Below are 19,297 nucleotides of genomic sequence, written 5' to 3'. Positions count from 1 at the left end.
AAATGTTTGCAAAGCCTTGTCTGGCGGGTCTGGAGGCCTGATCAGATATTGATTTTAGTCAATCCTGAGCCTTATGTATCAGCTCTTTTACGGGTGAACTTCCGGTTGTGACCGCTTTAGGTTCTCGCTCGTTCCCGGGCTTGGGTAGAATCAATTCTTTATCCCCGTTGAAGGAAGGCTAATGGCTCAGTCCTACAGTGCGCGCAGCCGCGCTATCGAACCTTTCCATGTCATGGCATTGCTGGCGCGCGCCAATGAATTGCAAGCGGCCGGGCACGACGTGATTCACCTGGAAATCGGCGAACCGGATTTCACCACCGCCGAGCCGATCATCAGGGCCGGCCAGGCGGCGCTGACGGCGGGGAAAACCCATTACACCGCGGCTCGCGGCATTCCAGAGCTGCGTGAAGCCATTTCGGGCTTCTATGACCAACGTTACGGGTTGAACATCGACCCACAGCGTATCCTGATCACACCGGGAGGTTCTGGCGCGTTACTGTTGGCCAGCGCCTTGCTGGTCGATCCTGGTAAACACTGGCTGCTGGCCGACCCGGGTTACCCGTGCAACCGGCATTTCCTGCGGCTGGTGGAAGGTGCGGCGCAACTGGTGCCGGTCGGCCCGGACGTGCGCTATCAGCTGACGCCAGGCCTGGTCGAGCGTTACTGGGACCACGACAGCGTTGGCGCACTGGTCGCTTCACCGGCGAACCCGACCGGGACTATCCTGACCCGCGATGAGCTGGCCGGGCTGTCTGCAGCAATCAAAGAACGCCACGGTCATCTGGTGGTGGACGAGATTTATCACGGCCTGACCTACGGCACCGACGCTGCCAGTGTGCTGGAAGTCGATGACAGCGCTTTTGTGCTGAACAGTTTCTCCAAATACTTCGGCATGACCGGCTGGCGCCTTGGTTGGCTGGTCGCCCCAGAGGCTGCAGTCGGCGAGTTGGAAAAACTCGCGCAGAACCTTTACATCAGCGCGCCGAGCATGGCCCAGCACGCAGCACTGGCCTGCTTCGAGCCTGACACTATCAGCATTCTCGAAGAGCGCCGGGCCGAGTTCGGGCGCCGGCGTGACTTCCTGTTGCCAGCCTTGCGCGAGTTGGGTTTCGGGATCGCCGTGGAGCCGGAAGGCGCCTTCTATCTGTATGCCGATATCAGTGCCTTTGGCGGTGATGCGTTTGCCTTCTGCCGGCACTTTCTGGAAACCGAACACGTTGCCTTCACCCCAGGTCTGGATTTTGGTCGGTATCAGGCCGGTCATCACGTGCGGTTTGCCTACACACAGAGCCTGCCGCGTTTGCAGGAAGCGGTTCAGCGGATTGCCCGTGGCCTGCGGAGTTGGCAAGGCTGATGCATTTCAATCCTCCTCTCGAAGAAGGTCGGCTGATTCGTCGCTACAAGCGTTTTCTCGCCGATATCGAAACCGTTGGCGGCGAGTTGCTGACCATTCACTGCCCCAACACCGGGTCGATGTTCAATTGCATGGTCGAAGGCGGGCAGGTCTGGTTCAGCCGCTCCAATGACCCGAAGCGCAAGCTGCCTGGCACCTGGGAAATCAGTGAAACCCCGCAAGGGCGGCTGGCCTGCGTGAATACTGCGCGGGCCAATACCTTGATTGAAGAGGCGCTACGTGGCGGTTTGATCACCGAACTCGATGGCTTTACCGGGCTTAAGCGTGAAGTGCCATACGGTCAGGAAAACAGCCGCATCGATTTCCGTCTTGATTACCCGAGCGGCCCGGCCTTCGTCGAAGTCAAAAGCGTCACGCTGGGCTTCGATGGCTCAGCGGTCGCGGCGTTTCCGGATACGGTCACTCAGCGTGGGGCCAAGCACTTGCGCGAGCTGGCGTGCCTGGCGCGGGACGGTATTCGTGCGGTGCAGTTGTATTGCGTCAATCTGACCGGCATTGACTCGGTGCGCCCGGCTGAGGAGATCGATCCGGGTTATGCGGCCGCTTTGCGTGAGGCGAAAGCGGCCGGGGTTGAAGTGTTGGCGTACGGTGTGAGCCTGACCTCAAATGAAGTGCGGGTGGACCGTCGACTGGAGGTGTTACTCGACACCTAAAGTTGAACCCAGATTCCCTGGCTGTCTTCGCGGCACGCCAGGGCGCTGAGGGACTGCCCGGCACAGGGCCCGGCCACGCATTCACCGCTTTCGATCAGAAACAGCGCGCCATGAGTGGCGCACTGGATCAGGCTGGCGCTGGCGTCGAGAAACTGGTCCGGCTGCCATTCAAGGCTTACGCCGCGATGCGGGCAGCGATTTTCATACACGTAGACCCGGCCTTCACGGCGCACGGCAAACAACTTCTGGCCGTCGATCTCGAAACCACGGCTGCTGGCATCGACCAGCTCGGCGCTGGAGCAAAGAAACTTCATGACTATCCTCAAGTGCCAAAGGCTCTGGCCTCTGGCGGTGATGCGTGCGCGCTCACTGGTTAGCAAATGTGTCTGCGCTTGACGTGCAAATGCAAACAATTATCAAATGGGTGTTTCGCCCGTGGTGGCTGCGTAGCTGACGACGCCTTGATCCTGCGGGAAAACCCCACAAAGGAAACCCTGTTATGCGCCTGAGTACCAGCGCTATTGCGCTCTGTGTCGGACTTTTGGTCAACCATGGGGCTCAAGCGACCGAAGTGCCGCAACGCTGGGTCAGTGCCGGCGGGGCTCTGTCGGAGTGGGTGAGTGCGTTGGGCGGTGAGTCGAAACTGGTCGGCGTTGACAGCACCAGCCAGCATCCCGAATCGCTCAAGGCCTTGCCGAGTATCGGTTATCAGCGGCAATTGTCGGCAGAGGGCATCCTGAGTTTGCGTCCGCAGATTCTCATTGGCACCGAAGAAATGGGCCCTCCGCCAGTGTTGTCACAGATACGCAGTGCCGGGGTGCAGGTTGAGCTGTTCTCTGCACAACCTGACCTGCCAACCCTGCAAGGCAACTTGCAGCACCTGGGTAAATTGCTCGGTAGCGAGCCGCAGGCCGCAGCGCTGTTTCAGGGTTATCAACAGCAACTGGAACAGCAGAAAGCCTGGGTCAGCCAGGCTCAGGCCAAGCAGAAGGCGCCGGGTGTGTTGCTGCTACTGGGGCATGCAGGCGGCAAGCCGCTGATCGCCGGCAAGGACACCGCAGCCGATTGGCTGTTGCAACAGGCGGGTGGGCGTAACCTGGCGACCCATACCGGTTACAAGCCTTTTTCCGTTGAGTCCCTTGCGGGCCTGACGCCAGACGTGTTGGTGTTTGCCGACCGGGCGCTGACCGGTGACGCCGCGCGTGCCGCGTTGTTCAAGGAAAACCCGATTCTCGCTTCGACGCCGGCAGCCAAGGCCGGGCGAGTGTTCGAGCTGGACCCGACGCTGTTGGTTGGCGGCTTGGGACCGCGCTTGCCTTTGAGTCTGGTGAAGTTGTCCGCCGGGTTCTATCCCGCTGAATCGGCCAAGGCAACCATCGCCCCATGAGTACTCTGGTCAAACCTCGTTCGTTGTTCATCGGGCTGAGCCTGCTGTGTTTGTTAGCGATCTGGTTGTCATTGGCCCTGGGCCCGGTCAGCTTGCCGCTGCTCGATACGTTGCGCGCTGCAATTCGGATGATCGGTCTGCCGGTTCCTGCCGAGGGATTGGAACAGGCCGAACTGATCCTCGGGCAGATTCGCTTGCCGCGTACTTTGCTCGGTCTGGCGGTGGGCGGGGTGCTGGCGTTGTCTGGCGTGGCAATGCAGGGGTTGTTCCGCAATCCACTGGCAGATCCGGGGTTGGTCGGAGTCTCCAGTGGTGCAGCCTTGGGCGCTGCGATTGCGATTGTTGGCGGCTCGCTGTTTGGTGGCTTGCCTGAAGCGATCGGCCCGTATCTGTTATCGCTGTGTGCGTTTCTGGGCGGGCTCGGGGTGACGGCGCTGGTTTACCGTCTTGGTCGGCGTAACGGCCAGACCAATGTGGCAACCATGTTGCTGGCGGGCATCGCCCTGACGGCGCTGGCCAGTTCGGCGGTGGGTTTGTTCACCTATCTGGCGGACGACGCGACCTTGCGTACGCTGACTTTCTGGAACCTGGGCAGCCTGAATGGCGCCAGCTATGCGCGACTCTGGCCATTGTTGTTGGTGAGCGCCGCGGTAGCGCTGTGGTTGCCGCGCCGGGCCAAGGCGTTGAATGCGCTGTTGCTCGGTGAGTCCGAGGCCAGTCATTTGGGGATCAACGTCGAAGGGCTCAAGCGTGAGTTGGTGTTCTGCACCGCGCTGGGCGTCGGCGCTGCTGTTGCGGCGGCGGGGATGATCGGTTTTGTCGGGTTGGTGGTGCCACATCTGGTGCGACTATTGGCGGGGCCCGATCATCGCGTGCTGTTACCGGCGTCAGTACTGGCGGGCGCCAGCCTGTTGCTGTTTGCCGATCTGGTGGCACGTTTGGCGCTGGCTCCGGCTGAATTGCCGATTGGCATCGTTACCGCGTTTATCGGCGCACCGTTCTTTCTGTATTTGCTGTTACGAGGTCGCGCCTGATGCTGCGAGTGGAAAATCTGCAGATCTGCCGCGGCAAGAAAATCGTCCTGGCCGATATCGATCTTGAGCTCAAGCCGGGCGAAGTCCTTGGAGTGCTGGGCCCCAACGGCGCAGGCAAAAGCACCTTGCTCGGCGCGTTATGTGGCGAATTGCGTCCTGATCACGGCCGTGTCTGGCTCGATCAGCACGAACTGAGTCATTGGGATGGCGCACAGCGGGCGCAACGCCTGGCGGTATTGCCGCAGACCTCGACCCTGGATTTTGCGTTCCGCGTCGAGGAAGTGGTCGGTATGGGCCGTTTACCGCATCAAACAGGCAGGGTGCGCGATGACGAGATTGTCGCCGCTGCCTTGCAGGCTGCCGATGTCGGGCATTTGAGTGGCCGCAGCTACCTCGCCCTGTCCGGCGGTGAACGCCAGCGTGTGCACCTGGCGCGGGTGCTGGCGCAGCTTTGGCCGGGGGAGGCCGGGCAAACCTTGCTGCTCGACGAGCCGACGTCGATGCTCGATCCGCTGCATCAGCACACCACCTTGCAGGCGATTCGTGAGTTCGCCGATCGCGGAGCGGCGGTGCTGGTGATTCTGCATGACCTGAATCTGGCGGCGCGTTACTGTGATCGCATTCTGTTGCTCGAAAGTGGCCATCCGCATGCGTTGGACACACCGCAGCAGGTGCTGCGGCCGGAGCCGCTCAAAGCCGTGTTCGGGCTGGATGTGTTGGTGCAGTCGCACCCGGAGCGTGGGCATCCGCTGATCATCGCCCGTTGAGGTGAACTCATGCGTGGGATATTGATTCTGGCGCTGTTGTTACTGGTGTCATGCCAAAACATGGCACCCAGTGCCGTGGATCAACCGGCTGGGGTGATTCGCGATCTGCATAGCGGTCAGCGTCTGAGCGCGCAAGCGTTGGTCGAGCGGTTGGCCGGGGCGCCACGCCTGATTGTTGGCGAGCAGCATGACAATCCCGATCACCATCATGCGCAACTGTGGTTATTACAGGCATTGGCCCAGCGCCGGACTCAGGGCAGCGTGCTGCTGGAAATGCTGACGCCGGATCAGCAGCCACGTGTCGATGAAATCCATGCGTTGGACTCCGCTCGCTGGCCCGCCGATTTGCCGGCGGCGTTGGCCTGGCAATCGGGTTGGGACTGGAACCTGTATGGGCCAATTGTGCGGTATACCCTGGCTCAGCCTTATCCGTTACTGGCGGCGAATCTGGATTCGGCTGACATTCAGCGCATTTATAAGCAAGCGCCGGCCGTGAGCGGAGCCCGGTCAAATGCGCCAGCAGTTAGAAATGAGCTGCTGGCGCAAATCCGCGAGTCTCATTGCGGGTTGTTACCCGAAAGCCGGATGCCGGCCATGCTGGCGGTTCAGCAACAACGTGATCGGCAAATGGCTGAGCGATTGCTGGCAGCCCCCGCGCCGGCATTGTTGTTTGCCGGCGCTTATCACGCACGGCTGGACATAGGCGTACCGCTACATGTGCAGGATCTGGGTGAGCATTCGGCGCCGGTGGTGGTGATGCTGGCAGAGAAGGGGACTGTGGTCTCGTCGGCATCGGCTGATTACGTCTGGTACACGGCCGCCCGCCCCGTGCAGGACTATTGCGCGCAAATGCGTCAGTAACAAGCAGTCGGCGTATCTCGCGAGGTACTTTTCGACAGGCAAAAAAAGACCCGGCAAAAGCCGGGTCAAATAACCGTGATTAGCCTGATGAGGAGATAATCTGAGAGTCCGAACCAATGGTCTTTCAGAAGATCAGCTGATCTCGCGATCAGTTGCGATAATCATAACGATTCTCATTTCTAAGTCAATCGCTGTTTTCCGAGTTCTTTGCTCTTTTGCCAAACACTTGTTTGGATTGCCTGTAAATGCTGGACTTTAGACCTTGTGGCGTGACGAAATGGCTTCAAGCTGTTTATTGAGTGCTTCCTTGCGATCAGCGGGGATATCGTTCCAGTGCACGTCCATCAGCGCCCCCTCAATTGCATACAACAACACCTTCGAGGCGCGAAACCCGCGAGTGCGTACCGCCCGATAAGCATCTACCGCGCCCAGGCGACGCAAGTCCGAGGCGCTGTGGATGCCCACGGCATGCAGCCATTGCGCCGATGTCTTGCCAAGGTTTTTCAGGTGTTGCAGTTCATCATTCATCAAGCCTCCTTGCGACAGCCGAAGAGTGCGTGGGCAAGCCTCACAGGAGTGTAGCGGTCAGTAGGAAAAGCGTGGTTGTTTGGTCAGTTTGAACGCAAAAGCTTCTAAGGCGTTCTAACAGATAGCTCTGGAAAGGGCGGTAGCGGCGGCAGGAAAGGACTTGGGAGATCAGGCATGCAGTCCGGCGCGTAGCGGGGGCGCCGGACTTCAGGTGACGGCAGGTGTTAGCGGGTGCGGTAGCGCAGGCGAGTGCCGAAATTCATCGACATGAGAATTTCGTCAGCACTCAGTTCGGAGGGGAAGTAAGCACCGGAGATTTGTGCGTGGGCCAAGCTCGCGCCTTCGAGGGAAGCATCACGAAAATCAATGCCGCGCAGGTCGGCAGAGCGGAAATAGGCATCGCTGAAATCAATACCTTCGGCGTTCAGCTCGCGTAGGTCGAGGCCACGAAAGTCGCCGCCCACCATATCGATAGGTCCGGACTTGGGCCTTTCGCGATTGAAGCCTTCGATGTCGTCTTTGTGCAGCAGGGCATACAGCGGGGTGTCGAGAAGTTTCGGCTGGCTCATAAGGTGTCACCTGTTGGTTTTATGACGCCAGTATAGTGCCACTATTTCGCAGGCGTGAAGCCGGTTAGGGCTTCACGCCTGAAATAGTTTTTTACAGCCCCGGCAGACGCTGACGAATCTGCGCGACCACGGTATCCAGGGTCCCGCTTTCATTGGTCTGAACGCGTTTGCTGCAGAGAATCTCTGCCGGAGTCAGCGGCTCGCGGCTGGCTTGTTGAGCTGCGATAACAGCCAGATTGGCGTCAGATGGATCGTTTTTGTCTGCCTGACGCTGTGCCAGCCAGCTCTCGATCACGGCTTGTGGCGCATTGCAATCGAGGATCAGGAACGGCGCACCGGTTGCTTCGGCGATTTTTGCCGCACTGTCGCGTTGTTCACGCTTGAGGTAAGTCGCGTCGATGACCACCGGGAAGCCGGCGCGCAGAATCACGCCAGCGATTTCATGCAGGCGGGTATAGGTAGCGGCACTGGCGTCGGCGCTGTAGATACCGGCTTGCGGATCATTCGGTACATGCTGCTCGCCGAACAGACGCTTACGCTCGACATCGGAACGCAGGCGAATCGCGCCCAGTGCTTCTACCAGGCGCATGGCGACGTGGCTTTTGCCGACGGCGGAAACACCGTGGGTGATCGCCATGAAGCGCGATGGAATGGTGCTGTAGCTTTCCGCCAGGTTGGCGTAGTTGCGGTATTGGCGCAGGGTCGTGGCGCGTTGTACCGGATCGGCCTCGGCGGGCATGCTGAACAGGCTGACCTTGGCGCGAACCAGTGCGCGGTAGGCTTTATAGAAGTTCAGCAGCTCAAGGCCCTGATAGTCGCCGGTCAGCTCCAGGTATTGGCTCATGAAGCGCCGAGCCAGGCTTTTCAGGCCGCGGTCTTCAAGGTCCATCGCCAGAAAGCCGGTGTCGGCATAGACGTCGGTGAAGCGGAACGGCTCGTTGAATTCGATGCAGTCGAAAATCACCACGTTGCCGTCGATCACGGTGGCGTTACCCAAATGGATATCGCCGTGGCATTCGCGGATGAAGCCTTCGGCCTTACGTTGTGCCAGCAGTGGTTTCAAGCGTTCGAAACTGCTTTCGGCCCAGGCTTGCAGGGCGTCAAGTTGCAGCAGGTCGGCTTTATCGCTGAGAAACGGGCGGATTTGTTCGAAGTTCTGCCGCACCGGTGCCATGACGCCTTCAGGGGTGCCGGCTTCATGAGTTGCCGGAACCTTCGGGGCGCTGAGGTGGAACCGGGCGATCTGCTTGGCTATTTCGTCGATGTGCGCAGTCGTCAGCTCGCCATTGGCTTGCAGGGTGCTGAGCAACTGGCTTTGCGGGAACTGGCGCATTTTCAGCGCGTAATCGAGCACCGGGCCGGTGCCACCGAATTGCGGCGCCTCAATGCTGCCGGTGATCGGCAACACTTCAAGGTACAAATCGTTGGTCAGGCGCTGGTTCAGGCGCAGCTCTTCGCCGCAGAAATGTTCGCGCGACTCGAGGCTGGTGAAGTCGAGGAAGCCGAAATTGACCGGTTTCTTCACTTTATAAGCATAGGGGCCAGTGAGCAGCACCCAGGAGATGTGCGTCTCGATGACCTGGAATCCCTCTACAGGATGCGGGTAGAGGGCCGGGTTTTGCAGGGCAGCGATCAGGGACTGGCTCACAGGTGATCCTTCAGAGTCTGGGAAAATTCAAGGGCAACATTATGGCGGCTAGTCGGGTTAACGCAAACCTCGCCGGGCTCATGTTGATCGGGAATAAAGTGCGTATAATCCGCCGCCATGACTCGTACCCGATCCCCTCGTTCCCCTAAAAAACCTCCTTCTAGCGGCCTGCGCCCCTGGTTAGGCTGGGCGCTCAAGCTCAGTCTGGTCGGCCTCGTAGTGCTGGCAGGCTTCGCGGTTTACCTTGATGCCGTGGTCCAGGAGAAGTTCTCCGGCAAGCGCTGGACCATTCCGGCCAAGGTTTATGCGCGTCCGCTCGAGCTGTTCGTCGGACAGAAGCTGAGCAAGGATGACTTTCTTACCGAGCTCGATGCCTTGGGTTATCGCCGCGAAAGTGTGGCCAATGGACCTGGCGCGGCATCGGTCAATGGCAATACGGTCGACTTGAACACCCGTGGGTTCCAGTTCTATGAGGGCCTGGAGCAGGCTCAGCCGGTGCGCGTGCGTTTCTCGGGCGATTACGTCGCCGAGCTGTCGTCGACCAACGGTTCAAAACTGTCGGTGGTGCGCCTCGAGCCGCTGTTGATCGGTGGCCTTTACCCGAAAAACCTTGAAGACCGCATCCTGATCAAGATCGATCAGGTGCCGCCGTATCTGCTCGATACGCTGGTGGCGGTGGAAGACCGCGACTTCTATCACCACTTCGGCGTGTCGCCGAAGTCGATCGTGCGAGCCGTTTGGGTCAACACGTCGGCCGGGCAAATGCGTCAGGGCGGTAGTACGTTGACGCAGCAACTGGTCAAGAACTTCTACCTGACCAACGAGCGCAGCCTGAGCCGCAAGCTGACCGAAGCGATGATGGCGATGCTGCTTGAGTTGCACTACAGCAAGCCGGACATTCTTGAGGCTTACCTCAATGAAGTGTTCATCGGTCAGGACGGTCAGCGTGCCGTGCACGGTTTTGGCCTGGCCAGTCAGTTCTTCTTCAGTCAGCCGCTGTCCGAACTCAAGTTGCACCAAGTCGCGTTGTTGGTGGGCATGGTCAAGGGGCCGTCCTACTACAACCCGCGTCGCTACCCGGAGCGCGCGCTTGAACGACGCAATCTGGTGCTCGATCTGCTGGAGCAGCAAGGTGTCGCCACCGCGGAGCAAGTCGCTGCGGCGAAGAAAATGCCGCTAGGCGTGACCACACGCGGCAGCCTGGCCGACAGTTCGTTCCCGGGCTTCCTCGATCTGGTCAAGCGCCAGCTGCGCGAAGACTACCGCGACGAAGACTTGACCGAAGAAGGTCTGCGGATCTTCACCAGTTTCGATCCGATCCTGCAGATGAAGGCCGAAGCCTCGGTCAACGATACCTTCAAGCGCCTTGCCGGTCGCAAAGGTTCGGAAGATGTTGAAGCGGCGATGGTCGTGACCAACCCTGAAACCGGTGAAGTCCAGGCGATGATCGGTAGTCGTCAGGCCAGCTTTGCCGGCTTCAACCGCGCGCTGGATGCCGTGCGGCCAATCGGTTCCCTGATCAAGCCGGCGGTGTACCTGACCGCGCTTGAAAAGCCGAGCCAGTACACCTTGACCAGTTGGCTGTCCGATGAGTCCTTCTCGGTCAAAGGCGCAGATGGTCAGATCTGGAAACCGCAGAACTATGATCGTCGTTCCCACGGTACGGTTTTCCTGTACCAGGGGCTGGCGCATTCCTACAACCTGTCGACTGCACGTCTGGGGCTGGAAGTCGGTGTACCGAACGTCCTGAAAACCCTTGGGCGTCTGGGCATCACGCGCGAGTTTCCGGCCTTCCCGTCGATGTTGCTGGGGGCGGGTGGCATGACGCCGATTGAAGTGGCAACCATGTACCAGACGCTGGCCAACGGCGGTTTCAACACGCCGATGCGCGGGATTCGTAGCGTACTGACCGCCGAAGGTCAGCCGCTCAAGCGTTATCCGTTCCAGATTCAGCAGCGTTTCGATCCGGCCTCCATCTACCTGATCCAGAGCGCCATGCAGCGCGTGATGCGTGAAGGTACCGGCAGCTCGGTTTACAACGTGCTGCCCAAGACGCTGACGCTGGCGGGTAAAACCGGTACCAGTAACGACTCGCGAGACAGCTGGTTCGCCGGTTTCAGCCAGGATCTGCTGGCAGTGGTCTGGCTGGGTCGCGATGACAACGGCAAGACGCCGTTCACCGGTGCCACGGGCGCACTGCAAGTCTGGACCAGTTTCATGCGCAAGGCCGACCCGTTGCCGCTGGATATGCCGCAGCCGGATAATATCGTTCAGGCCTGGGTCGATTCGCGCACCGGGCAGGGTTCTGAAGCCAACTGCCCAGGCGCGGTGCAGATGCCGTATATTCGCGGCAGCGAACCGCCTCCTGGCGCTGCGTGCGGTGGTTCAGGCCCTGCGTCAGGCGAATCGGTGATGGATTGGGTCAAGGGCTGGATGAATTAAGCAAAGAGGGTTTCAAGTGAACAAGTGGTTTATTCCAGCGATTACGGTGACAGCTCTGGCTTTGCTCAGCGGTTGCTCCAATGTGCAGCACGGCTCGATTCCAGTGGTCGACTCCGGTACGGCTGTGTCCAACAGTGAGCGGATCTCTGCCAATGGCGGTTTCCGCAAAACGACCGTGAAGCGTCCGGCACAAGCCCAGACCCAGGCGATCCCGCAGGGTGACACTGGTGTGGTGGTGATGATCCCGGGCGGTGGCGCTACGACGTCGACGCCAATCAGCACTCAGCCGATCAGCCCTGGCCCGATCAGTTCCGGTCCGATTACTCCGGGTCAGATGGACAGCGGACCGCTGCAGTCGGCGCCGATCAATCAGGGTAACTACAGCATGCCCTCGACACCGAGCGGGATTCCTCCCTCCAGCAGCGCTGGCGGATTGTCTGCCGACGAGCAACTGGACGGTCCGGTGCTGGCCTTGCTGACCACTGCTCAGCAACAACAGGCGAGCGGTGATCTGAATGGCGCATCCTCCAGCCTTGAGCGTGCTCAGCGGGTTGCTCCGCGTGAGCCGCAAGTGCTTTATCGTCTGGCGCAGGTGCGCTTGGCTCAGGGTGATGCGGCGCAAGCCGAGCAGTTCGCTCGTCGCAGTTTGACGTTTGCCAATGGGCGTCCGGATCTTCAGGCAAGCCTGTGGGGCTTGATTGCCCAGGCGCGTGAGAAACAGGGCGACTCCGCAGGCGCGGCGCAGGCTCGTCAAAAGGCCAAGGTTTCGCTCTGATGGATGTCCGCTTTCCGAAGATCGCTGAACAGCTGCTGCTGATCGAGCGTGAGTTGCGTCTTCAGGGCTGGTGGGACGAGCTCCCGCCAAGCGCTGAAGCGCTGGCCAGTGTCGAGCCATTTTCCGTCGACACGCTGGATTTCGAGCAGTGGCTGCAATGGATCTTCCTGCCACGCATGAAAGCCATTCTCGAGAACAACCTGCCGCTGCCCAATGCCTCGGGCATTCAGGAAATGGCCGAGATGGTCTTTGCGACGCGCAATGTCCAGGGCAAGGATCGGCAGCTGCAAGTCTTGCTCAAAGAGTTCGATCAGCTCATCACCGCCTCCCGCTAAGCCGGAAACTGCCAGTGCCTACTGGCAGTTATCCGCAATTTGCTTTTGTGCTTCGGTGATGCGCTCCTGACGTTGTTGGTCTGTCAGGCGACGCATCTCACCGTCGACTTCCTCACGTAATCTCGGATTATTCTGCAGTTGAGCCAGGTTCGTTCTCGTTTGGTCGCAGAATGTCTTGAGCTGGGCTTGCTGCTCGGCGACCTGTTTTTTCACTGAGTTGTCGATGGCCTGTTGATCGCCTATGACGTTGCTGCGTGGTGGCTCGGTCGGTTTGCCGACGGGCTGGACAGGTTTCACCACGATGCTGGCTTCCTGACCCTGGGGCGGCTGTGCATCGAAATGAGTAACGCCTTGGCCATCAATCCATTTGTAGATCGGACTGGCCATGCACAAAGGGCTCAGGCTGATCAGCAGACTGGCCGTGAAGAAGAACGTTCGCATGCCGTTTCCTTGTCGTGGGTGCGCAATTGAAGCTAACACACCTGCTGTTTAAAGGTTTTTTCTTGCGTTCTCATGCGCTTAGTTCGAATAAAGCACATTGACGGCTTGACTTGCAGAGGGCGAAACAGAAGAATCCAAAGTCCGCTGTAGAGGGACTGCCAGAAGCAGGCCCACTCGGCAGATCATGAGGCGCACATCCGCGCCGACCTGTTACACCCGCAACGCGTTACCTCGCGCTGGGTGGGAAAGCCCCGCAACACTTGGGACGATCCCAATACTTGCTCAGTCAGTGCTGACGTAGTCGGCGACCACCGTCGCTCATGCTCTGCCGAGAAGTAAACCTATTAAGACCCGTCCCCTTATGTGGGCGGTATTCTGGCGTTTTAGAGGTGAACAACGTGGAGCTTTTATCTGGCGGTGAGATGCTCGTCCGCTTTTTGCGTGACGAAGGCGTCAAATATATCTACGGGTACCCGGGCGGTGCTCTCCTTCATGTATACGATGCCCTGTTCAAAGAACCGGAAGTGACCCACATCCTGGTTCGTCACGAACAGGCTGCGACCCATATGGCTGACGGCTATGCCCGTGCTACCGGTAAAGCCGGTGTAGTGCTGGTGACCTCTGGCCCGGGCGCAACCAACGCCATCACCGGTATTGCCACGGCCTACATGGACTCCATTCCGATGGTGATCATTTCCGGCCAGGTGCCTAGCACCATGGTAGGCACCGATGCGTTCCAGGAAACCGACATGATCGGTATCTCCCGGCCAATCGTGAAGCACAGCTTCATGATCAAGCACGCGTCGGAAATCCCGGAAGTCATGAAGAAAGCGTTCTACCTGGCGCAATCCGGTCGCCCTGGTCCTGTCGTTGTCGATATCCCGAAAGACATGACCAACCCGGCCGAAAAATTCGAATACGTCTTCCCGAAAAAAGCCAAGCTGCGCTCCTACAGCCCGGCGGTTCGTGGTCACTCCGGGCAAATCCGCAAGGCAGCAGAAATGCTCCTGGCGGCCAAGCGTCCCGTGCTGTACTCGGGCGGCGGCGTGATCCTCGGCGGTGGTTCCGCGCCGCTGACCGAACTGGCGCAAATGCTCAACTTGCCAGTGACCAACACCCTGATGGGCCTGGGTGCCTACCCTGGCACCGACCGTCAGTTCATCGGCATGCTCGGCATGCACGGTAGCTACACCGCCAACCTGGCCATGCACCATGCTGACGTGATTCTCGCTGTCGGCGCGCGTTTCGATGACCGCGTGATCAACGGCCCGGCCAAGTTCTGTCCGAACGCCAAGATCATTCACATCGACATCGATCCGGCTTCGATTTCCAAGACCATCAAGGCAGACGTGCCTATCGTTGGCCCGGTTGAGAGCGTCCTGACCGAAATGGTCGCGATCCTCAAGGAAATCGGCGAGACTCCGAATAAGGAGTCTGTTGCCAGCTGGTGGAAGCAAGTTGACGAGTGGCGTGGTGATCGTGGCCTGTTCCCGTATGAAAAGGGCGACGGTAGCGTTATCAAGCCGCAAACCGTGATCGAAACCCTCTGCGAAGTGACCAAGGGCGATGCGTTTGTGACCTCCGACGTGGGCCAGCACCAAATGTTCGCGGCGCAGTACTACAAGTTCAATAAGCCGAACCGCTGGATCAACTCCGGTGGCCTGGGCACCATGGGCTTCGGTTTTCCGGCGGCCATGGGCATCAAGTTGAGCTTCCCGGATGCCGATGTCGCCTGCGTGACGGGCGAGGGTAGTATCCAGATGAACATTCAGGAACTGTCCACCTGCCTGCAATACGGTTTGCCGGTAAAAATCGTCATCCTGAACAACGGTGTTCTGGGTATGGTTCGCCAGTGGCAGGACATGAGTTACGGCAGCCGTCACTCGCACTCCTACATGGAATCGCTGCCTGACTTCGTCAAGCTGGCAGAGGCCTATGGTCACGTCGGCGTGCGCATCACCGACTCGAAGGATTTGAAGTCGAAGATGGAGGAAGCGTTCGCCATGAAAGATCGCTTGGTGGTGCTCGATATTTCGGTCGACACCAGCGAGCACGTCTATCCGATGCAGATCAAAGATGGCTCCATGCGCGATATGTGGCTGAGCAAGACGGAGCGTACGTAATCATGCGGCATATTATTTCCTTGCTTCTGGAAAACGAACCGGGCGCTCTGTCTCGCGTAGTCGGCCTGTTCTCGCAGCGCAACTACAACATCGAGAGCCTGACCGTGGCACCTACCGAAGACCCGACCCTGTCGCGTCTGACGCTGACCACTGTTGGCCACGATGAAATCATCGAGCAGATCACCAAGAACCTGAACAAGCTGATCGAAGTGGTCAAGCTGGTCGACCTGTCGGAAAGCGCTCACATCGAGCGCGAACTGATGCTGGTCAAGGTCAAGGCCACCGGCGCCCAGCGCGCCGAGATCAAACGCACTACCGATATTTATCGTGGACAGATCGTCGATGTCAGTGCCAGCGTGTATACCGTTCAATTGACCGGTACCAGCGATAAGCTCGACAGTTTCATTCAGTCGATCGGCACTGCCTCGATTCTGGAAACCGTACGCAGTGGCGTCACCGGGATTGCCCGTGGCGACAAAGTACTCAGCATTTAAACCAAATTAGCGAATGGCCTGAACGGCCTGGATATATAGGGGAAATTCATGAAAGTTTTCTACGATAAAGACTGCGACCTGTCGATCATCCAGGGCAAGAAAGTTGCCATCATCGGTTATGGTTCCCAGGGCCACGCTCAAGCGTGCAACCTGAAAGACTCCGGCGTTGACGTTACTGTCGGTCTGCGTAAAGGTTCGGCCACTGTTGCCAAAGCCGAAGCTCACGGCCTGAAAGTGACTGACGTTGCTTCCGCTGTTGCTGCTGCCGACCTGGTCATGATTCTGACCCCGGACGAGTTCCAGTCTGCCCTGTACAAGAACGAAATCGAGCCGAACATCAAGAAAGGCGCCACTCTGGCCTTCTCCCACGGCTTCGCGATCCACTACAACCAGGTTGTGCCGCGCGCTGACCTCGACGTGATCATGATCGCGCCGAAGGCTCCGGGCCACACCGTGCGTTCCGAGTTCGTAAAAGGCGGCGGTATCCCTGACCTGATCGCTATCTATCAGGACGCTTCCGGCAACGCCAAAAACGTTGCACTGTCCTACGCCGCTGGCGTTGGTGGCGGTCGTACCGGCATCATCGAAACCACCTTCAAGGACGAGACCGAAACCGATCTGTTCGGCGAGCAAGCCGTTCTGTGCGGCGGTACCGTTGAACTGGTCAAAGCCGGTTTCGAAACCCTGGTTGAAGCTGGCTACGCGCCAGAAATGGCCTACTTCGAATGCCTGCACGAACTGAAGCTGATCGTTGACCTCATGTACGAAGGCGGTATCGCCAACATGAACTACTCGATCTCCAACAACGCCGAGTACGGCGAGTACGTTACCGGTCCTGAAGTCATCAACGCTGAATCCCGTCAGGCCATGCGCAATGCCCTGAAACGAATTCAGGACGGCGAATACGCCAAGATGTTCATCAGCGAAGGTGCTACCGGCTATCCTTCGATGACCGCCAAGCGTCGTAACAACGCTGCGCACGGCATCGAGATCATCGGCGAGCAACTGCGCTCGATGATGCCGTGGATCGGCGCCAACAAAATCGTCGACAAAGCCAAAAACTAAGTCACGAGCTTGTGCAGAAAACGCGGCTTAGGCCGCGTTTTTTCGTTTGAGTGGTCGGTTCTGGTATAAAGCTGCATCGTTTGCGGCCGAACCGTTGTTGCAGACACCTGTCGAAACTTTCCACACCGTTGCAAGGTAATGTCCATGAGCGAACGTCCCGAAGAGCCAAACCAGGCCTCTGACGCCGAAAGCCTGCTACCCATCGATGAGCATGTCGAAGAAGGGCATGACGCTGAAGGCCGTAAAGTCCGGCATCGTGGTATCTATCTTCTGCCGAATCTGTTCACCACTGCGAACCTGTTCGCAGGGTTTTATTCCATCATCAACTCGATGAGTGCCCAGAGCGCCTTGAGTGCGGGTGATGCTGCAAGCGCGAGCAAGTATTTTGCTTTCGCGGCGATCGCGATTTTCGTCGCCATGGTTCTCGACGGCCTCGATGGCCGTGTTGCACGCATGACCAATACCCAGAGCGCCTTCGGTGCCGAGTACGACTCGCTGTCGGACATGGTTGCCTTTGGTGTTGCGCCGGCGTTGCTGGCATTTGGCTGGGCGCTGGGGGATATGGGCAAGGTTGGCTGGATGGTTGCCTTCATCTATGTCGCGGGCGCGGCGTTGCGTCTGGCGCGCTTCAATACTCAGGTCGGCACTGCAGACAAGCGCTACTTCATCGGTCTGGCCAGTCCGGCAGCGGCGGGTGTGGTTGCAGGTATTGTCTGGGCGTTCAGCGATTACGGGATTCAGGGCTCCAAGATGTCCTTCCTGGTTGCGCTGATGGTTGCAGCCGCCGGGATGCTGATGGTCAGCAACATCAAGTACAACAGCTTCAAAGAGCTGGATCTGAAGGGGCGTGTACCTTTCGTAGCGATCCTGGCGGTGGTGCTGGTGTTTGCAGTGGTCTTCAGCGATCCGCCGCGCATTCTGCTGCTGGTTTTTCTCGCCTATGCAGCTTCTGGTCCGGTGCAGTACCTGTTGCATCTTCGTCGGCACAAAAACGCCGAGTGATGTAATTTCCCCCATACTCCGCAGTCTATTGGTGCATCTGTCCTCCAATTCTGCGGAGTTGCCATGTTATTCAAGTTTCCCAAGTCTTCCGACTCCCATGAGTCGGACGTCACGCCTGAGTCTCTCTACCTCTCTCGTCGCAGTGTGCTTGGTGGGGCTATCGCCGGTATGGCGGTCAGCGGCCTGCCACGATGGGCCAGCGCCGACAACGCGGCTCGGTACGCGGATGTCGAGCCGGGCAAGGCGCCTTCCTGGTTTTCCGAAAAACTCCCTGTAACCAAATGGGGGGCGGTGACCGTCAAGGATGAGGCGATCACGCCGTTCAAGGACGCGACTCACTACAACAACTTCTATGAGTTCGGTACTGACAAGGTCGATCCCGCGCAAAACGCTGGCGCGCTGAAAACCGAGCCGTGGTCTGTGGTTGTCGATGGCGAGGTGAGTAAGCCGGGGAGTTATGCGCTGGAGGACTTCATGAAGCCGTACCAGTTGGAGGAGCGTATCTATCGCCTGCGTTGCGTAGAAGCCTGGTCGATGGTGATTCCGTGGATCGGTTTTCCCATCTCTGCGTTGCTCCGTCAGGTCGAGCCGACCTCCAAGGCAAAGTACATTCGTTTTGAAACCTTGCAGGACCCCAAGACCATGCCGGGGCAGCGCTCTGGTTTTGCCTTGATCGACTGGCCTTATGTAGAAGGGCTGCGTCTGGATGAGGCGATGAATCCGTTGGCGATTCTTGCGGTTGGCATGTATGGCCGTGAGTTGCCCAACCAGAACGGCGCTCCGTTGCGTTTGGTGGTGCCGTGGAAATACGGGTTCAAGAGCGTCAAATCCATCGTGCGTATCAGTCTGGTCAGCGAGCAGCCGAAAACCACCTGGCAGAGCATCGCGTCCGATGAGTATGGCTTTTACGCGAACGTGAACCCGACGGTTGATCATCCGCGTTGGACTCAGGCCAGGGAGCGGCGCCTGCCGAGCGGGCTGTTCAAGCCTAATGTGCGTGACACACAGATGTTCAATGGCTACGCAGATGAAGTCGCTTCTCTCTATACAGGCCTCGATCTACGGAAGAATTACTGATGCGTTTTCCAGTGTGGCGCATTAGCGTCTTTATAGTTGCGGCTATATGGCCATTACTCTGGCTGTATGAAGCCTGGAGTTTTGCCTTGGGGCCGGATCCCGGAAAAGTGTTGGTTGATCGATTGGGGTTGGGAGCGTTGGTCCTGCTATTGATTACCCTGAGCATGACGCCTATGCAAAGGCTGACAGGATGGGCAGGGTGGATTGCCATTCGGCGGCAGATCGGATTGTGGTGCTTTGCTTATGTTGTTCTGCATCTGAGTGCCTATCTGCTTTTCATCCTCGGTCTTGATTGGTCTCAGTTGGGTGTAGAGCTAAGCAAGCGGCCGTACATTATTATCGGCAGTCTGGGATTCCTGTGTTTGCTGGCGCTGGCGGTAACGTCCAATCGTTACAGTCAGCGACGTTTGGGTGTCCGCTGGAAGAAGTTGCATCGCCTGGTCTATGTGGTCCTTGGTCTTGGGTTGCTGCATATGCTCTGGATAGTTCGGGCGGATCTAAAGGAGTGGGTGATGTATGCATCTATAGGCGCGCTGCTGTTAGTGCTGCGAGCACCCTCTGTAATGCGTCGAATCCCTCGAGTGATGACCAGAAAAGCACCTTCTGCAACAAAAGCGTAATTAACCCTTGACGGCAGATTCTGGACGTCTATAATTCGCCCCACTTCCGGCGCAGTCGAAAC

Annotated in this window: 20 protein-coding genes; 15 read left to right on the top strand and 5 right to left on the bottom strand. The window is 58.5% G+C overall.

Translation table 11 applies throughout. The features are described from left to right. Positions 1–181 precede the first annotated feature (181 nt). Together FPT12_RS26175 and sfsA are read left to right on the top strand one after the other, a co-directional pair. Entirely contained in the window at positions 182–1,354 is a 1,173-nt protein-coding gene (locus tag FPT12_RS26175; protein WP_145022068.1) for a pyridoxal phosphate-dependent aminotransferase, read from the top strand. Beyond that, a complete protein-coding gene (sfsA, locus tag FPT12_RS26170; RefSeq protein ID WP_145022058.1) occupies positions 1,354–2,067 on the top strand; it encodes a DNA/RNA nuclease SfsA in 714 nt (237 codons plus the stop codon). The genes FPT12_RS26175 and sfsA overlap by 1 nt, the downstream gene beginning before the upstream one ends. Here the strand turns inward: sfsA and FPT12_RS26165 are convergent. Beyond that, the gene (locus FPT12_RS26165) at positions 2,064–2,381 is read right to left on the bottom strand and encodes a Rieske (2Fe-2S) protein (protein WP_145022048.1); all 318 of its coding nucleotides are present in this window, start codon (positions 2,379–2,381) and stop codon (positions 2,064–2,066) included. The two genes, sfsA and FPT12_RS26165, sit on opposite strands and share 4 nt — an antisense overlap. Positions 2,382–2,566: 185 nt before the next feature. Between FPT12_RS26165 and FPT12_RS26160 the strand changes: the two genes are divergently transcribed. Genes FPT12_RS26160 through FPT12_RS26145 form a run of 4 tightly spaced genes read left to right on the top strand, consistent with a single transcriptional unit; the run spans position 2,567 to position 6,116 of the window. Next, complete coding sequence (locus tag FPT12_RS26160; protein ID WP_145022037.1) at positions 2,567–3,454, top strand: hemin ABC transporter substrate-binding protein; 888 nt, start codon at positions 2,567–2,569, stop codon at positions 3,452–3,454. Between the two features lie 50 nt (positions 3,455–3,504). After that, entirely contained in the window at positions 3,505–4,488 is a 984-nt protein-coding gene (locus FPT12_RS26155; protein ID WP_178098909.1) for an iron ABC transporter permease, read from the top strand. Continuing rightward, positions 4,488–5,255, top strand: a complete 768-nt coding sequence (locus FPT12_RS26150) for a heme ABC transporter ATP-binding protein (RefSeq protein ID WP_145022031.1) — start codon at positions 4,488–4,490, stop codon at positions 5,253–5,255. Before FPT12_RS26155 ends, FPT12_RS26150 begins: the two co-directional genes overlap by 1 nt. A 9-nt stretch (positions 5,256–5,264) precedes the next feature. Beyond that, complete coding sequence (locus FPT12_RS26145; protein ID WP_145022028.1) at positions 5,265–6,116, top strand: ChaN family lipoprotein; 852 nt, start codon at positions 5,265–5,267, stop codon at positions 6,114–6,116. A gap of 255 nt (positions 6,117–6,371) precedes the next feature. Here FPT12_RS26145 and FPT12_RS26140 read toward each other — a convergent pair whose 3' ends face one another. The 3 genes from FPT12_RS26140 to FPT12_RS26130 form a co-directional block, all read right to left on the bottom strand. Continuing rightward, a complete protein-coding gene (locus tag FPT12_RS26140; protein WP_019691679.1) occupies positions 6,372–6,644 on the bottom strand; it encodes a TfoX/Sxy family protein in 273 nt (90 codons plus the stop codon). Positions 6,645–6,868: 224 nt separating this feature from the next. Further along, on the bottom strand, positions 6,869–7,213 hold the full coding sequence (locus FPT12_RS26135; RefSeq protein ID WP_054595571.1) for a pentapeptide repeat-containing protein: 345 nt from the start codon (positions 7,211–7,213) through the stop codon (positions 6,869–6,871). A gap of 91 nt (positions 7,214–7,304) precedes the next feature. After that, complete coding sequence (locus FPT12_RS26130) at positions 7,305–8,861, bottom strand: bifunctional aminoglycoside phosphotransferase/ATP-binding protein (RefSeq protein ID WP_145022025.1); 1,557 nt, start codon at positions 8,859–8,861, stop codon at positions 7,305–7,307. Between the two features lie 117 nt (positions 8,862–8,978). Between FPT12_RS26130 and mrcB the strand changes: the two genes are divergently transcribed. The 3 genes from mrcB to FPT12_RS26115 are packed head-to-tail and all read left to right on the top strand — an operon-like array spanning position 8,979 to position 12,413. After that, positions 8,979–11,303 carry a penicillin-binding protein 1B gene (gene mrcB / locus FPT12_RS26125; protein ID WP_145022022.1) on the top strand — a complete coding sequence of 775 codons (2,325 nt, stop codon included), beginning with the start codon at positions 8,979–8,981 and terminating at the stop codon, positions 11,301–11,303. Between the two features lie 16 nt (positions 11,304–11,319). After that, a complete protein-coding gene (locus tag FPT12_RS26120) occupies positions 11,320–12,078 on the top strand; it encodes a M48 family metallopeptidase (RefSeq protein WP_145022019.1) in 759 nt (252 codons plus the stop codon). Continuing rightward, entirely contained in the window at positions 12,078–12,413 is a 336-nt protein-coding gene (locus tag FPT12_RS26115) for a YqcC family protein (protein WP_145022016.1), read from the top strand. Before FPT12_RS26120 ends, FPT12_RS26115 begins: the two co-directional genes overlap by 1 nt. 18 nt (positions 12,414–12,431) lie before the next feature. On the opposite strand, the gene FPT12_RS26110 is transcribed toward FPT12_RS26115, so the two are convergent. After that, positions 12,432–12,854, bottom strand: a complete 423-nt coding sequence (locus FPT12_RS26110; RefSeq protein WP_145022013.1) for a DUF4124 domain-containing protein — start codon at positions 12,852–12,854, stop codon at positions 12,432–12,434. A gap of 398 nt (positions 12,855–13,252) precedes the next feature. On the opposite strand from FPT12_RS26110, the gene FPT12_RS26105 reads away from it, so the two are divergent. The 6 genes from FPT12_RS26105 to msrQ all read left to right on the top strand — a co-directional run bounded on the left by FPT12_RS26105 (position 13,253) and on the right by msrQ (position 19,235). Beyond that, positions 13,253–14,977, top strand: a complete 1,725-nt coding sequence (locus FPT12_RS26105; protein WP_123583290.1) for an acetolactate synthase 3 large subunit — start codon at positions 13,253–13,255, stop codon at positions 14,975–14,977. A gap of 2 nt (positions 14,978–14,979) precedes the next feature. Then, on the top strand, positions 14,980–15,471 hold the full coding sequence (ilvN, locus tag FPT12_RS26100; RefSeq protein ID WP_003205610.1) for an acetolactate synthase small subunit: 492 nt from the start codon (positions 14,980–14,982) through the stop codon (positions 15,469–15,471). Between the two features lie 48 nt (positions 15,472–15,519). After that, positions 15,520–16,536, top strand: a complete 1,017-nt coding sequence (ilvC, locus tag FPT12_RS26095; RefSeq protein WP_003185459.1) for a ketol-acid reductoisomerase — start codon at positions 15,520–15,522, stop codon at positions 16,534–16,536. 144 nt (positions 16,537–16,680) lie between these two features. Beyond that, on the top strand, positions 16,681–17,538 hold the full coding sequence (gene pssA / locus FPT12_RS26090) for a CDP-diacylglycerol--serine O-phosphatidyltransferase (RefSeq protein ID WP_054595577.1): 858 nt from the start codon (positions 16,681–16,683) through the stop codon (positions 17,536–17,538). A 63-nt stretch (positions 17,539–17,601) separates the two neighbouring features. Next, on the top strand, positions 17,602–18,615 hold the full coding sequence (gene msrP, locus FPT12_RS26085) for a protein-methionine-sulfoxide reductase catalytic subunit MsrP (protein WP_145022010.1): 1,014 nt from the start codon (positions 17,602–17,604) through the stop codon (positions 18,613–18,615). After that, on the top strand, positions 18,615–19,235 hold the full coding sequence (gene msrQ / locus FPT12_RS26080; RefSeq protein WP_145022007.1) for a protein-methionine-sulfoxide reductase heme-binding subunit MsrQ: 621 nt from the start codon (positions 18,615–18,617) through the stop codon (positions 19,233–19,235). The genes msrP and msrQ overlap by 1 nt, the downstream gene beginning before the upstream one ends. Positions 19,236–19,297 lie beyond the last annotated feature (62 nt).

The sequence above is a fragment of the Pseudomonas sp. H3(2019) genome (genome assembly GCF_007713465.1).
Lineage (GTDB): Bacteria > Pseudomonadota > Gammaproteobacteria > Pseudomonadales > Pseudomonadaceae > Aquipseudomonas.
This window is presented reverse-complemented; position numbering and strand designations above follow the sequence as displayed.